Origin of the sequence: Serratia sp. PGPR-27 (genome assembly GCF_022678525.1) — a bacterium.
Classification (GTDB): Bacteria; Pseudomonadota; Gammaproteobacteria; order Enterobacterales; family Enterobacteriaceae; genus Serratia; species Serratia nematodiphila.
In genome coordinates this window covers 19514-34024 of the sequence record NZ_JALBYS010000043.1, presented here as the reverse complement: position 1 = coordinate 34024, position 14511 = coordinate 19514, and the positions used below count along the sequence as shown (strand labels likewise).

Sequence of the window (14511 nt, the reverse complement as noted above, 5' to 3'; positions counted from 1 at the left end):
GGCAAGAAGTCGAACGTGAAGGGGGGGCATTTTTGATTTTGTTAATTTATTGATTTTTATTGATTTTTATTGATTTTTATTGGGGTTCCAAGGTGAAGGGAGAACGATTTTTGCTCATTGATAGATAAAAACTCTATATGGCTGTCAATTTATTGACAGTAACATCTTTTCGAATCGGAATAATTAACTATTCTATGTTTAAGAGTGGGTGGTTAAGCGGAAAATAGGCAGGCAAGGCATTGCGTAATTAAATGATGGTTAATCCAGGGGGGCGTCAAGGGTAATGATATTCAGAGAAGCGTATATATGCTTTATTTTCACGATAAATAGCGTTTGCTATTTATCTTCTGGCTGTGGCCCGCGCTTTTTGAGGCAGAATAAACGCTGAGCGTTGTTCTGTCTTGGCGTCCGTGGTTTATCAGCGTTTTTCCACACGACTTCTTTGTGAATCTCATCTTGTGCGAGAGGTGAATCGGCATCTTTCGCCCTGGAAATGATTTTTTTTGCAATGTGATGCGTGGATATATTTTAACGGATATGGGAATGCCATTCTTCGAAAGAAAGCAAGTCGGACAGCTTTTGGTTCCGCAAGAAGAGAGATGCATTCAATAATAAAAATAGCAAGATGACAGGCTTTACTATGGATTGTTCTAACAAGTTCAGACGCAATATTTTAGATGAGATAATCGCTATCATTGAAAAAGCCATTGATACACAAAGCCATGTATCAATAAGGGCGCTATCCATTAAGTCAGGGTATTCCATCGGGCATTTACAGCGGATGTTCTATTTGTATGAAGGGATGAAGATAGGCACTTATATCAGAAAGCGCAGACTAAGCCGCGCGACGTTATTGCTGAAATGTACCGATCTGAAGATCTATGAAATCGCGTTGCTTTCCGGATTTAGTTCTCAGCAATCATTTAGCCGTGCGTTTTCAAATCAATTCGGTTGCCCGCCGAGAACATTCAGAACTCTGCGCGATTGGCCTTTTCTCAATTATCAACCGATTATTGGCTTCGATAAAGAGCCTTTCCCCAGCAGCATCGTGTACTTGAATTTGCATGAGTATTACGAGAAAAAAAGGATCGTGCAACTGCTTTCACCGGTAATCAGCCGGGGGCAGATGAAGGTAAACGTAAAGAATCCAATAACCTGTAGCCTGTACAACGCATCGGCAAAGTACATTGCGATCAGACGCAATGAAAAGAAGATGAGCGAAAACGAGTTCATCCTATCGCTCTATGAGGGGGTGTTGGCTTCCCAGGATATCTTCATCACGCAAAGCGTAATCTTTAAAATTCACGATCACTGCCCAGGTGAAAAGGAAAACGTCAGCATGTGGTATTTCATCCCGATAAAATGAGCTTTGTTTATCGCGCGCGGCAGAAGGTTGCCTGATCACAACGGAAAGCTTTGGTTATGCCATCGATATTTTGATGGCGCCCTCCCGTCACCCCCCCATAAGCCTGTTTCCGTCAACGGAACGGTTGGCGAGGAAGAAAAAAAACCGACCGCGAGGGTCGGTAAGCATGGGGTATTCAATAGGTATGACAATACTACAATTAAATAATAGCGCGTGTTTGGTTTTTTTCTTTACCGAAAAGTGTTATTTCACGGAGCAATTGGCCCGGCATACGCACATCCTCTTTTACAATAAGACTGGGGGCCGTGACGTGCAGGCATCATGAAATGAAGATAAAAAAAGCCGGCGATTAACGCCGGCCAATGAAACATCGAAATCTCTCTGAGATGCACGACCTCTACACGGTAAATAAGGCTATGCGGTTGCTATTTAACCCCGCCTGCTGCGCTTTTTTTTACCAAAAAGAGATATTTTTGGCAGGCGAGGAAAGGAAATAAAAAAGCCGGTCGGACGACCGGCGAATGCGAAAATAACAGGGTAACGTTAATTGAAAGTGCACATAAAATGATAGCGAATTAATCCTAGCACTGACATCGGCAGTATATTTTACCTAAAAATGTCTTTGCGGCATTGGCATTACCGCCCGGCTCTGACGGCGGAATGAGTTTATGCGAGAGGAGAAAGGGCGGCCGATACTGCGCCCCCGAAGCCAGGCTAAGATCCCAGCGGCCAGACCGCCTCGCGCACGGCGATCGCTCTGGGCAGCAGCCCGAGGGCGTAGAAGCGGTCGGCGATGCTTTGCTGCTGGCGGATCACCTGCAAATCCATGGCGCGGATCTCGTGGCTGCGGCGCGACAGCGCGAGTTCCAGCGAGGCGCTCGCCAGCCCCAGTTCGTCGGAAAGGTGACGAGCGGCTTCTCTCGGCTGCGCGGCAATGTAGCGGCCGGTGTGCTGCAATGCTTGCATCAGCGGCTGCAACAGATCGCCCGAGCGCTCGGCGAAGTCGCGGCGCGCCAGATAGAATTGCTGATTGAGCACTCGCTGGGTGCCGTCGGCGATCACGCGCAGTTCCCCGCTGCGCTGCGCGTCGCTGAGCAGCGGATCCCACATCATCCAGGCGTCCACCGCCTGCAGGTCGGTCGCCGACAGCGGATACTTCGGCGGCGCGTAGACGATACGCACATCGTTCAACGTCAATCCCTGTTCGTCCAGCATCTGCAGCAATAAATAGTGCACGTTGGAGCCTTTGTTGAGCGCGATGCGTTTGCCGCGCAGATCGGCGGCGCTGTGTATCGGGCTGTCTTGCGGCACCACCATCGCCACGCTCTGCGGCGCCGGCGGCTCAAAACCGACGTACACCAGCGCATTGCCCTGTGCCTGGGCGAAGATCGGCGGCACTTCGCCGGTGGTGCCGAAGTCTATCTCATCGCCGTCGAGCGCGTGCAGCAGCTGCGGCCCGGCGGGAAACTCGCTCCACAGCACGCTGATGCGCTGTGTGGCGAAGAGCTGTTCCAGGCTTTGCCGCGCTTTGAGCACCCCGAGGTTGCCGAACTTTTGATAGCCGATGCGCAGTTCGCGTTCGGGCAGCGGCGCTGCGGCGATGGCCGGCGAATGTGCGGGTGCGCCGGCGCTGCGACGGCGCGGTTTGATCAAACCAAGATGCGCCAAATGGGTGCGCAGGGTATTGCGGCTGACGCCGAGCAACGACGCCGCTTGCAGCTGGTTGCCGCCGCTGCGCTCGAAGGCGTTGCGCACCAGCGCATCCAGCACCCGTTGGTAAAGCTGCGCGCTGTCGCCTTGCAACTGCTGCTGCACAAAGCGATCGATGGCGTCATCGCCGCCGCCGTCGTTATCCGTCAGGCGATGGGTGAGCTGCAGTTGCTGCGGGGCGATCGCCCCCTCCTGGCTCAGCAAGACCGCATTATGCAGCGTGTTCTCCAGCTCGCGCACGTTGCCGGGCCAAGGGTAGTCCAGCAGCGTCTGCTGCGCTTCCGCCGTCAACCGCGGCAGTGGCCGTTCCAGACGGCGGGCGTACAGCGCAAGAAAATGTCTGGCCAGCACCGGAATATCGTCCGGCCGCTGGCGCAAGGGCGGTAAAGTCACCGCCGCCACGTTCAGGCGGTAATAGAGATCTTCACGGAACCGCCGTTGGCGAATCGCGCCGGCCAGATCGACGTGGGTGGCGGCGATGACCCGCACATCGATCTTCAGCGGTTTGCGCGAACCGACGCGGGTGATCTCCCGTTCCTGCAGCACGCGCAGCAGCTTGACCTGCAGCGACAGGTTCAGTTCGCCGATCTCGTCCAGAAGCAGGGTGCCGCCTTCCGCCGCTTCGAACCAGCCCTGATGAGTGCCGACGGCGCCGGTGAAGGCGCCTTTCTCATGGCCGAACAGTTCGGCTTCCGCCAGGCTTTCCGTCAGCGCGCCGCAGTTGACCGCCAGGAAAGGTTGATGGCGGCGCGCGCTGTGGTGGTGCAGATAGCGCGCCACCACTTCTTTGCCGGTGCCGGTTTCACCGACGATCAGCACAGTGGCGTCGGTGGGAGCCAGCCGATCGAGCACGCTTTGCAGAGCGAGCGACGCCGGATCGATCAGCACCGGTTTGTCGGCGGCGAACGGTTGGGGATCGTACATGGGCGTCTCCTGTCTGACGGCGATGGGGAAAAAAATCTTATCCCAGCCAATGAGCCGCCGCGAGAGGATAAAAGGCGCACGGTGCTGCATTGGCAACAGCTTTCCGCCGCCGCCTGCTGCCAATGCAGCAGCGTTTTGACGTCGATATCTCATCAATATATTGATATGCATTGGTTTTTTTAAATCTGCAATGTGGCACGCATCCTGCTTCTCTTTTTATAACCAAGCAGGGTTTTTCTATCGATAAATAATGAAAATAGTTATATAGGAAAGGCATAAATGACTGAGTCAGTGAAAGATCGCATCAACGTTTTCTGGTTTCTGCCGACCCACGGCGACGGTCGCTATCTGGGCACGGCGCAGGGCGGGCGCCCGGTGGACCTGCCTTATTTGCAGCAGGTGGCGCTGGCCGCCGACAACCTCGGCTATTACGGCGTGCTGATCCCAACCGGTAAAAGCTGCGAGGATTCCTGGCTGGTGGCGGCGGCGCTGGCGCCGATCACCCGCCGGTTGCGCTATCTGGTGGCGGTGCGCCCCGGCCTGCAGCCGCCGAGCCTGGCGGCGCGCATGGCGGCGACGCTGGATCGGCTGTCGGACGGGCGCCTGCTGATCAACGTGGTGACCGGCGGCGATCCGGTGGAAAACAAAGGGGATGGCATCTTCCTCAGCCATGCCGAACGCTATGAGGTGACACAGGAATTTCTCACGGTGTATCAACGGCTGTTGCAAGGGGAGAAGGTGGATTTCAGCGGTAAGCATATTCGCGTCGAAGGCGCCGAATTGCTGTTCCCGCCGGTGCAGGAAAACGGCCCGCCGCTCTATTTCGGCGGCTCATCGTCGGAAGCGATCGACATCGCCGCCGGGCAGATCGACACCTACCTGACCTGGGGCGAGCCGCTGGCTCAGGTGGCGGAAAAGCTGGCGGCGGTGCGCCAGCGCGCCGAGCGGCAGGGGCGTAAACTCAGCTATGGCATTCGCCTGCACGTTATTGTGCGCGAAACTGAAGACGAAGCCTGGGCGGCGGCCGAGCGACTGATTGCGCATCTGGATGACGACACCATCGCGGCGGCGCAGCAGATCTTTGCGCGCATGGACTCTACCGGCCAGCGCCGCATGAGCGAGCTGCACGGCGGCTCGCGCGAGAGTCTGCGCATCGGCCCCAACCTGTGGGCCGGCGTTGGCCTGGTGCGCGGCGGCGCCGGCACCGCATTGGTGGGCAACCCGCAGCAGGTGGCGGCGCGCATACGCGAGTATCAGGCGCTGGGCATCGACAATTTCATCCTTTCCGGCTATCCGCATCTGGAAGAGGCTCACCGCTTCGCCGAGCTGGTGATGCCGCTGCTGCCGCTGGCGCAGTCGGCTCATCAGACGGCTCGCACGATCAATACCGGCCCGTTTGGCGAAACCATCGGCGGCGATCGTCGTCCCGGCCCGGCGCAGCGGGAGGGCTGATGGCGAAGCGTGCCCATATTATCGTTATCGGCGGCGGTTTCACCGGCGCGGCGCTGGCGATCCAGCTGGCGCGCGGAGCGGTGGATGTCACGGTGATCGAACCGCGCGCCGCGCCGGGCTATGGCGTGGCGTATTCGACCACCGAGCCGACTCACCGCATCAACGTCCCGGCCGATAGGATGCAGCTGGCGGATGAACCGGCGGGGGATTTTGACCGCTGGTTCCGCGAGAGCGGCGGGCTGGCGGCCGATCCGCAGGCGTTGTGGCGCGACGGTAAAGCCTATCCGCAGCGCGGCGCCTTCGGCCGCTACGTCGAGGAACGTTTTCATCAGGCGGCGCAGTCGGGCCAGGCCCGCTTGCGGCACCTGCGCGATCGGGCGCAGCACCTGCAGCCGCAGGCGCAGGGCGCGTCCGTCATCACCGCCGGCGGCGAACGGCTGTGGGGCGATTATGTGGTGTTGGCGACCAGCCATCCGCCGCCCGCGCTGCCGCGGCAGATCGCCCCGGAACTGGCGCGCGACGCGCGTTTGATCGCCAATCCCTGGGCGGAGGGGGCGCTGGATGAGATTGAACCCGATGAATCGTTGGCGATCGTCGGCAGCGGGCTGACGATGGCCGATGCGGTGGCGGCGTTGCACCGCCGCGGGCATCGCGGGCCGATTACCGCGTTCTCTCGTCACGGCCTGCTGCCGCGTGCCAATGCCGAAGGGGAGTACCCGACGTGGTCGTTTACCCCGCCATCCGGACTGCGTGACGGGGTGCGGCAGGTGCGTCTTGAGGTGGCGCGCGCCGCTCGGCAACGGGTGCTGTGGCAGGCGGTGTTGGACGCGGTGCGCGCCCAGGGCCAGCGCCTGTGGCAAGCGTTAACGCCGACCGAACAGCAGCGCTTTCTGCGGCATCTGCGCGCCTATTGGGACGTGCACCGCTATCGCATTGCGCCGCAGGTGAGCACGCTGCTGACGGAGCAACAGGCAGCGGGCACGCTGCAGGTATTGGCCGCTCGTCTGCGGCGGGCGGAACCCACGCCGCAGGGCGTGCGCTTGACGATTCTGCCGCGCCAGGGCGCAGAGCGGGCGCTGCAGGCGCAGCGGCTGTTGATCGCTACGGGGCCGGCTCATGCCGGCCTGATCGCCGCCAGCCCGTTGCTCAGTTCGCTGGCGGAGCAGGGGGCGCTGCGCGCCGATCCGCTGGGATTGGGGCTGTGGGTCAATGCCGACAGCCAGGCGATCGGCGGCGACGGCCTTGCCAACCCGCGCCTGCTGGTGGCCGGCCCGGCGGCGCGCGGGCGCTTCGGCGAACTGATGGGGCTGCCGCAGGTGGCGGAACACGCCCAAAGCGTCGCGCAATACCTGCTGGCGCGATGTCCGGCTGCATACTGATCGTCCATTCCCGTTTTTAACACCCTAAGACCCCCATCCGGCCCGGCTCCGCCCGTGGCCGGCAGATAATTGTGGAGCTCGCTATGTCATCGCAACGTGAAATTCGTCTTAACGCTTTTGATATGAACTGCGTCGGCCATCAGTCGCCGGGGCTGTGGGCGCACCCGCGCGACCGTTCCTGGCAGTATAAGGATCTCGAATATTGGACCGATCTGGCGCGCCTGCTGGAACGCGGCAAGTTCGATGGATTGTTTATCGCCGACGTGCTGGGGATTTACGACGTGCTTAACGGCAGCGGCGACGCGGCGATCCGCCAGGCGACGCAGGTGCCGGTTAACGATCCGCTGGCGCTGGTTACCGAACATCTCGGCTTCGGGCTGACCGCCTCGCTGTCATTCGAGCACCCTTATCCTTTCGCCCGCAGATTGTCGACGCTTGATCACCTGACCAAGGGGCGCATCGGTTGGAATATCGTCACCTCTTACCTGGAGAGCGGCGCGCGCAATATTGGCCACCGGGCGCAGACCGATCACGATGCGCGCTACGACTACGCCGATGAATACCTGCAGGTGGTTTACAAGCTGCTGGAGGGCAGTTGGGAAGACGGCGCGATTTTGCGCGATCGTCAGCGGCGCATCTTCAGCGATCCGGCGAAAATTCATCCGATCAACCACAAGGGCGAGTTCTTCCAGGTGCCGGGCATTCATCTGAGCGAGCCTTCGCCGCAGCGCACGCCGGTGCTGTATCAGGCCGGCGCTTCCAGCCGCGGCAAGCAGTTTGCCGCGGAACACGCCGAATGCGTGTTTGTCGCCTCTCCTTCGAAAACATTGCTGAAAAAAACCGTGGCCGATATCCGCCGCCGCGCCGCCGAGGCCGGGCGCGATCCGCGCAGCATCCTGATCTTCAACCTGCAGACGGTGATCGTCGGTGAAACGGACCGACAGGCGCAGGAAAAATGGCGGGAATACAAATCCTATACCAGCTACGAAGGCGCGCTGGCGCTGGTGTCCGGCTGGACCGGCATCGATTTCGGCCAGTATCAGCCGGATCAGGTGCTGAAGCATCTGCACACCAATGCCATTCAGTCGGCGGTGGAAACTTTCTCCAGCGCCGATCCCAGCCGTGAATGGACAGTACAGGGCATCGCCGAATGGGTCGGCATCGGCGGTTTCGGCCCGCTGTTGGTGGGCGGCCCGCAAACCGTGGCCGACGAGCTGCAGGCGTGGGTGGAGGAAACGGATGTTGACGGTTTCAATCTGGCCTACGCCGTTACCCATGAAACCTTCACCGACGTGGTGGAACTGCTGATCCCCGAGCTGCAAAAACGCGGAGCGTACAAGCGCGACTACACGGCGGGCACTCTGCGAGAAAAATTGTTCAATCAGGGGCCGCGCCTGGCGGAGCCGCACCCGGCGGTGGGCTACCGCTGGCCGGCCGGCGCGTCCTTGGCCGATGCACTGAGCGTCAAGTGAGGATGCGATGATAGAGATTGAGGAGTTGCACAAGGCTTACCGCGCGCCGGACGGGCGCCGGATTGAGGTGCTGAAGGGCGTTTCGCTGCGGGTGCCGGCCGGATCGATTACCGCCGTAGTCGGCCCCAGCGGGGCGGGCAAATCGACGCTGGCGAAATGCATCAGTCTGCTGGAGCGGCCGAGCAGCGGCAGTATCCGGGTGAACGGCCAGGACTTGTCGCGGCTTGCGGGCGAGGCGCTGCGCAGGGAGCGGCGGGCGATAGGCACGGTGTTCCAGTCTTCCGCGCTGCTGCAGCGCAAAACCGCCTGGCAGAATGTGGCGCTGCCGTTGACCTATCTGGGCGTGGTGCCGCGCGATATCGACAAGCGGGTAAAGAGCCTGCTGGCGGCGGTGGGGCTGGCGGACAAGGCGGCGTTTTACCCGGCGCAGCTGTCCGGCGGCCAGCGCCAAAGGGTAGGCATCGCCCGCGCGCTGGCGCTGAATCCGTCGGTGCTGCTGGCGGATGAGGCCACCTCCGGGCTGGATCCGGACGCCACCGGGGCCATTCTCAGCCTGCTTAAACAGCTGCGCGATCGGTATGGCCTGTCGATCATCCTGATCACCCACGAGATGGATGCGGTGCGCGACGCCGCCGACGCGGTGGCCGAGATCCGCGACGGCGTGATTGTGCAGCAAGGGCCGGTGCGCGAACTGTTGGCAGCGCCCGATTCCTCGCTGGGCCGCCGGCTGTTCCCGCTGAAGACGCTGGCGTCCGACGCCGCGTTGCGGCTGCAGGTAACCTACTGCGCCCGTCAGCCGGCGGCCACCGACTGGATCAGCCGCATCAGCCGCCAACTCGACCTGCAGATCGATCTGCTGGGCGGGCACGTTGAAGTGGTGGGCGGCAGCCTGGCCGGGCGGTTGGAGATTGCGGTGCGTTTTGGCGGCGGTTCGCGTTCGGTGGCTGAACTGCAGGACGAGCTGCGGCGGTTGGGCATTCTCGCCGAGGTGCTGGAACAGCCGGCGGCGTTGAAGGAGGCGGTATGAAAAATCTGTCTGACAGCGTGATGAGCCAGGACACACCCTGGCGCGAGATCCATCGGTTGATGCTGCCGGCCTACGGCGAAACCTGGCTGATGGTCGGCATCGTGATGCTGTTTGTGGTGGCGATTGGCGGCGCCGTCGGCGTGGTGTTGTTCAACACCTCATCGCGCGGCTTGTTTCCGCGCCCGGCGCTGAATCGCGCGCTGAGCTGGTTGGTGAACATGGGCCGTTCGCTGCCGTTTCTGGTGCTGATGGCGGCGATTATTCCGTTCACCTTCTGGTTGACCGGCACCACCATCGGCATTCCGGCGGCGGTGATCCCGATGATCGTCGCCGGCATTCCATTCTTCGGCCGGCTGGTGGAGAACGCGCTGCGCGAACTGCCGCCGGAGGTGACGGCGGTGGGGCTGGTGTCCGGCGGTTCGATCTGGCAGATAGTCACCCGCGCGCAGCTCAGCGAGGCGCTGCCGGCGATCGTCGCCGCCATCACGCTGAACGTCATCTCGATGATCGAGTATTCGGCCATCGCCGGCACCATTGGCGCGGGCGGCATCGGCTATCTGGCGGTGGTGTACGGCTACCAGCGTTTCGACAATCACATCATGATCGCCACCATTGTGGTGCTGATCGCCACGATTCAACTGATTCAGTTTATTGGTGACCGCCTGGTCGCCGCGTTGCGTCATCATCAGGAAACCCTTTAATCATGCCTAATCACGATTTTGAGATAGTGAAGAAGAAACGCTGGCCGTGGCCGGTGGGTATCGCGGCGGTGGCGATTATCGCCGCCGCGGTTTGGCACTTCAGCGCCCGCCAGCCGCAGACGGTGCAGTTCGGCAGCACGCTCAAAGTGCACTTTGAGCCGGCGATGGCCGGAGAGCAGCGGGTGATCGAGTACGTCGGCGAGCATATCGCGCCGGATTACGGCCTCAGGCTGGAGGCGGTTGGCCTGCAGGATCCGGTGCAGGCCGATCGTGCGGTGGCGCAGGGGCAGTACGCCGCCACGATCTACCAGCACCAGTGGTGGCTAAAGCAGGTGGTGGAGGCCAACGGTTTTAAGCTGACCCCGACGCTGCCGGTGTTTCAGTGGGCGTTCGGCATCTATTCCGACCGTTATGCGTCGATCGCCGAGTTGCCGGACGGCGCGGAGATTGTGGTGCCCAACGACGGCGCCAATCAGGGGCAGGCGTTGTGGCTGCTGCAGCGCATTGGACTGATTGGGCTGGATCCGGCGATCGAGGCGCGCACCGCCAGGCTGAAAGACATTCGCGAGAACAAACGCCATTTTAACTTCAAGGAGCTGGATTTGCTGACCATGCCGCGCGCGTTGAATTCGGTAGATGCGGCTATTGGCTATGTGTCGCAGTTCGACGCCGGCAAGGTGCCGCGTGAGAAGGGCATCTTGTTCCCACCGGCGCCGAAGACCTTCGCCTCGCAGCTGGTAATTGGCACGCCCTATCTGCAGGACGAAAATATTCGCAAGCTGCAGCGGGCGTTTGCCGATCCCAGGTTGCAGGCGTGGCTGAAAAACACCGACGACCCGCTGGTAAAAGGCGTGCTGGTGCCGGTATCAGCAGAATAATCCCCGCCCGAAATGGCCGTGATAAAGACCGGATTAACGCGTGTTAATCCGGCGTTTTTGTTACGCTGTAACTGCACTTAATTTATTGATATTAATGATATTTATAGAATAATTTGTTGTTTGTCGGCGTAATTTTTTCACCCTATAAACGAGGTGTCACCTGCCAATTACAACGAGGAAGCTATGAGTACCTTAAATATCGATACCGCGCCGCCGTTATCTGCGCCCATCGGCTCGGCCAGCGATGTGGCGCGTTTGATTAACCAACGCAGCGAGAAAAATACCCATGCGCGCATGATCGTGCTGTTGGCGCTGGGCGGTGTTTTTCTCGATGCCTATGACCTGACCACATTGTCTTACGGCATCGATGACGTGGTGCGTGAATTCAGCCTCAGCCCGCTGCTGACCGGGGTGGTAACTTCTTCGATCATGGTCGGGACCATTCTCGGCAACCTGGTCGGCGGCTGGTTGACCGACAAGTACGGCCGCTATCAGGTGTTTATGGCCGATATGCTGTTTTTTGTGGTTTCCGCCATCGCCGCCGGGCTGGCGCCCAACGTCTGGGTGCTGATCGGCGCGCGCTTTTTGATGGGTATCGGCGTCGGCATCGATTTGCCGGTGGCGATGGCCTATCTGGCCGAATTCTCCAAATTCTCCGGCAAGGCCAACAAGGCGTCGCGCCTGGCGGCCTGGTGCCCGATGTGGTACGCCGCTTCGTCGATGTGTTTTCTGATCATCTTTGCGCTCTATTTTCTGTTGCCGGCCGAACATGCGAACTGGCTGTGGCGCGCCTCGTTGATTTTCGGCGCGGTGCCGGCGCTGCTGATCATCATGGTGCGCAGCAAGTTTATGAACGAGTCGCCGCTGTGGGCCGCTAACCAGGGCGATTTGAAAGAGGCGGCGCGCATCCTGCGCGAGTCATACGGCATCGCCGCCCATGAGGCGGAACCTGACGCCGCCCAACCGGCGGCGGCGAAGGTCAGCTTCCGCGTGCTGTTCCGCAAGCCGTACCGCGAACGCACTCTGGTCTCCTGCGTGATGAACGTTTGCATTTCCTTTGAATACACCGCCATCGCCTTCTTTCTGCCGTCGATTCTGGCGCAGTTTCTCGGCGCCGGGGTGTTTGAAACCCTCTCCGCCTCGCTCGGGCTGAACGTGCTGTTCGCCTTTACCGGTGGCCTGCTCGGCATGCGTCTGGCATGGAAGTATCCGTCGCGCCACGTGGCGATCGCCGGATTTGCGCTGCAGTTTATCGCGCTGATTGCCCTGGCGTTGATCGGGCATCCGCAGGCGGCGTTCGGCGTTGGGCTGGCGATCCTGATGTTGGGCCTATGGCTGTTCGCCGAAGGCTTCGGCCCCGGCGCGCAGATGATGATTTACCCGGCGCTCTCTTACCCGACGGCGATCCGCGCCACCGGCGTCGGTTTCGGCCGTTCGCTGTCCGGTATCGGCAGCGCGCTGGCGCTGTTTATTCTGCCGATTTTGCAGGCGCGCTTCGGCACCGACATGTTTTGGATTGTTTCACTGGCGGCGGCGATCCCCATCGTCTTCCTGCTGATCATTTGCTTCGAACCGACGGCGCGCGATATCGACGATCTGGCCGATCGCGCTTAACCACAAGAGGACACTGACATGACGCAACACCTGTTATCCACCGGAGCAGACTACGCACAGCTGGCCGCGCGTTTTCGGCCGATCTTCGCCGAAATCGCCGCCGGGGCGGTGGAGCGCGAGCTGTCGCGCACGCTGCCGCATGAACCGATCCGTTGGCTGAAAGAGGCGGGGTTCGGCAGGGTGCGCATCCCGCGTGAAAAGGGCGGCGACGGCGCTTCGTTGCCGCAGCTGTTCGAACTGCTGGCCGAACTGGCGGAGGCGGACTCTAACCTGCCGCAGGCGCTGCGGGCGCATTTCGCCTTCGTGGAAGATCGGCTGAACGCGCCGGACGGCCCGGAGCGCGATCGCTGGTTCGAACGCTTTCTCGACGGCGAGCTGGTCGGCAGCGGTTGGACCGAGATCGGCGGCGTGAAGCTGGGGCAGGTCAATACCCGGGTAACGCCGCAGGCCGACGGCTGGTCGCTCAACGGCGAGAAATTTTACAGCACCGGCAGTCTGTTTGCCGATTGGATCGACGTGTATGCCGAGCGCAGCGACAGCGGCGGCCCGGTGATCGCTTTGGTTAACGTCGCCCAGCCGGGCGTAGAGCGCGACGACGACTGGGACGGATTTGGCCAACGCACTACCGGCAGCGGCACCACGCGTTTTATTGATGCGCAGGTCGAGCAGGCGCACGTCTATGACTTTGCCGAGCGCTTCCGCTACCAAACTGCGTTCTATCAGCATGTGTTGCTGGCGACGCTGGCGGGGATCGGCCGCGCGGTGCTGCGAGACGTCGGCGAGGGCGTGAGGCAACGTAAAAGGATCTATAGCCACGGCAACGCCGGTTGGGTGAAGGACGACGTGCAGATCCAGCAGGTGGTGGGGCAAATCAGCGCCTGGGCCTATGCGGTCGAGGCGACGGTGCTAAAAGCGACTTCCTCGCTGCAGCAGGCTTATGAGGCGCATCGTTCCGGCGATGAAGCGCTGCTGCAGGCGCTTAACGTGACGGCGGAGCTGGACGCCGCCAGGGCGCAGGTCATCGCCGGGGAGTGGGTGCAGCGCGCCGCCGGTGAATTGTTCAATGCGCTCGGCGCTTCAGATACCCGTACCGGCAAGGCGTTGGATCGCCACTGGCGCAATGCGCGCACGCTCTCTTCACATAATCCGGTGATCTACAAGGCGCGCAATATCGGTGACTGGGAAATTAACCGCCATACGCCGACCTTTATCTGGCAAATCGGCAGTGGCGGTTGAGGCCGTGGCTATTCCGTCCAAACCTGCGTGCTGCGCGGGCTGTCCATCTGATAATCCGAGTAGGGGCGGGTGAAGAACTCGCGCCCCAACTCGCGGGCGGCCCGCAGCGGGTTGCGCGGATCGCGGGCGATCTCGCCGCGCTGGTTGCCGGCGCCGTGCACCAGTCCGACGAAGGCGGAATGGGTGTAGCGGCTGAACTCCTGGATCTGATGCACGATGCCCAGCGCCGCGCCGGGATAAGTTTCTTCCGACGCCACCGCCAACCCGATGCGTTTGCCGCTCATGCGTTGGTGCACCTGTTCCGCCTGAGGGTAGGCGTTGGAATAGAAGCTGAACGAGCGATCGAAAAAGGCCTTGGTTTGCGCCGACATGCCGTACCAGTAAATCGGCGTGCAAAATACCGCGCCGTCGGCCGGCAGGAAGTGCTCCAGGAACAGCTCGGCGTAGCGATCGGCCGGCGGCGGCGTATGGCGTTCATCGCTCAGGAAACCGCTCAGGTAATCGTCGAGAAAATGCAGGCTGGCGGACGTGCCGGCTTCGGCGGCGCCCGCCATGATCGCCTGCGCCAGCGTGGCGCTGTTGCCGTCGCGGCGCGGGCTGCCGACCAGCACCACCAGGCGCTTGGATTGATGAGCTGTATTCATGTCATGCTCCTTGGTGTGAAGTGAACTCAGCCTTAATCTAGAGGCGAACGTCTGCAGGCGACAAATGACGGTTTTTCTGCCAGGATGAGCTCAACTCATCCCAAGAGG

At 60.8% G+C, this 14511-nt stretch carries 11 protein-coding genes; 9 read left to right on the top strand and 2 right to left on the bottom strand.

The features are described 5' to 3' along the window. Nucleotides 1-625: 625 nt before the first annotated feature. A complete protein-coding gene (locus MMS95_RS20225) occupies nucleotides 626-1366 on the top strand; it encodes a helix-turn-helix domain-containing protein (RefSeq protein WP_242142166.1) in 741 nt (246 codons plus the stop codon). Between the two features lie 714 nt (nucleotides 1367-2080). Here MMS95_RS20225 and MMS95_RS20220 read toward each other — a convergent pair. After that, a complete protein-coding gene (locus MMS95_RS20220) occupies nucleotides 2081-4000 on the bottom strand; it encodes a sigma-54-dependent Fis family transcriptional regulator (RefSeq protein ID WP_060559873.1) in 1920 nt (639 codons plus the stop codon). A gap of 279 nt (nucleotides 4001-4279) precedes the next feature. Here MMS95_RS20220 and ssuD point away from each other — a divergent pair, with 279 nt between their 5' ends. From ssuD to MMS95_RS20180, 8 genes are all read left to right on the top strand, one after another. Beyond that, nucleotides 4280-5452, top strand: a complete 1173-nt coding sequence (gene ssuD / locus MMS95_RS20215) for an FMNH2-dependent alkanesulfonate monooxygenase (RefSeq protein ID WP_021505843.1) — start codon at nucleotides 4280-4282, stop codon at nucleotides 5450-5452. Continuing rightward, nucleotides 5452-6831 carry an FAD-dependent oxidoreductase gene (locus MMS95_RS20210; protein ID WP_242142164.1) on the top strand — a complete coding sequence of 460 codons (1380 nt, stop codon included), beginning with the start codon at nucleotides 5452-5454 and terminating at the stop codon, nucleotides 6829-6831. The genes ssuD and MMS95_RS20210 overlap by 1 nt, the downstream gene beginning before the upstream one ends. Nucleotides 6832-6914: 83 nt before the next feature. Beyond that, nucleotides 6915-8303, top strand: a complete 1389-nt coding sequence (locus MMS95_RS20205) for an LLM class flavin-dependent oxidoreductase (protein ID WP_242142162.1) — start codon at nucleotides 6915-6917, stop codon at nucleotides 8301-8303. A 7-nt stretch (nucleotides 8304-8310) separates the two neighbouring features. Next, nucleotides 8311-9330, top strand: coding sequence for a methionine ABC transporter ATP-binding protein (locus tag MMS95_RS20200; protein WP_021505840.1), 1020 nt, complete (start codon nucleotides 8311-8313; stop codon nucleotides 9328-9330). Between the two features lie 5 nt (nucleotides 9331-9335). Continuing rightward, entirely contained in the window at nucleotides 9336-10031 is a 696-nt protein-coding gene (locus tag MMS95_RS20195; RefSeq protein WP_086016698.1) for a methionine ABC transporter permease, read from the top strand. Between the two features lie 2 nt (nucleotides 10032-10033). Further along, nucleotides 10034-10909 carry a MetQ/NlpA family ABC transporter substrate-binding protein gene (locus MMS95_RS20190; RefSeq protein ID WP_242142160.1) on the top strand — a complete coding sequence of 292 codons (876 nt, stop codon included), beginning with the start codon at nucleotides 10034-10036 and terminating at the stop codon, nucleotides 10907-10909. A 183-nt stretch (nucleotides 10910-11092) separates the two neighbouring features. Beyond that, nucleotides 11093-12523 carry an MFS transporter gene (locus MMS95_RS20185; protein ID WP_156865877.1) on the top strand — a complete coding sequence of 477 codons (1431 nt, stop codon included), beginning with the start codon at nucleotides 11093-11095 and terminating at the stop codon, nucleotides 12521-12523. Between the two features lie 18 nt (nucleotides 12524-12541). Then, the gene (locus tag MMS95_RS20180; RefSeq protein ID WP_015378415.1) at nucleotides 12542-13759 is read left to right on the top strand and encodes an acyl-CoA dehydrogenase family protein; all 1218 of its coding nucleotides are present in this window, start codon (nucleotides 12542-12544) and stop codon (nucleotides 13757-13759) included. Nucleotides 13760-13767: 8 nt separating this feature from the next. Here MMS95_RS20180 and MMS95_RS20175 read toward each other — a convergent pair whose 3' ends face one another. Next, nucleotides 13768-14403 carry a flavodoxin family protein gene (locus tag MMS95_RS20175; protein WP_033632636.1) on the bottom strand — a complete coding sequence of 212 codons (636 nt, stop codon included), beginning with the start codon at nucleotides 14401-14403 and terminating at the stop codon, nucleotides 13768-13770. Nucleotides 14404-14511: the final 108 nt, after the last annotated feature.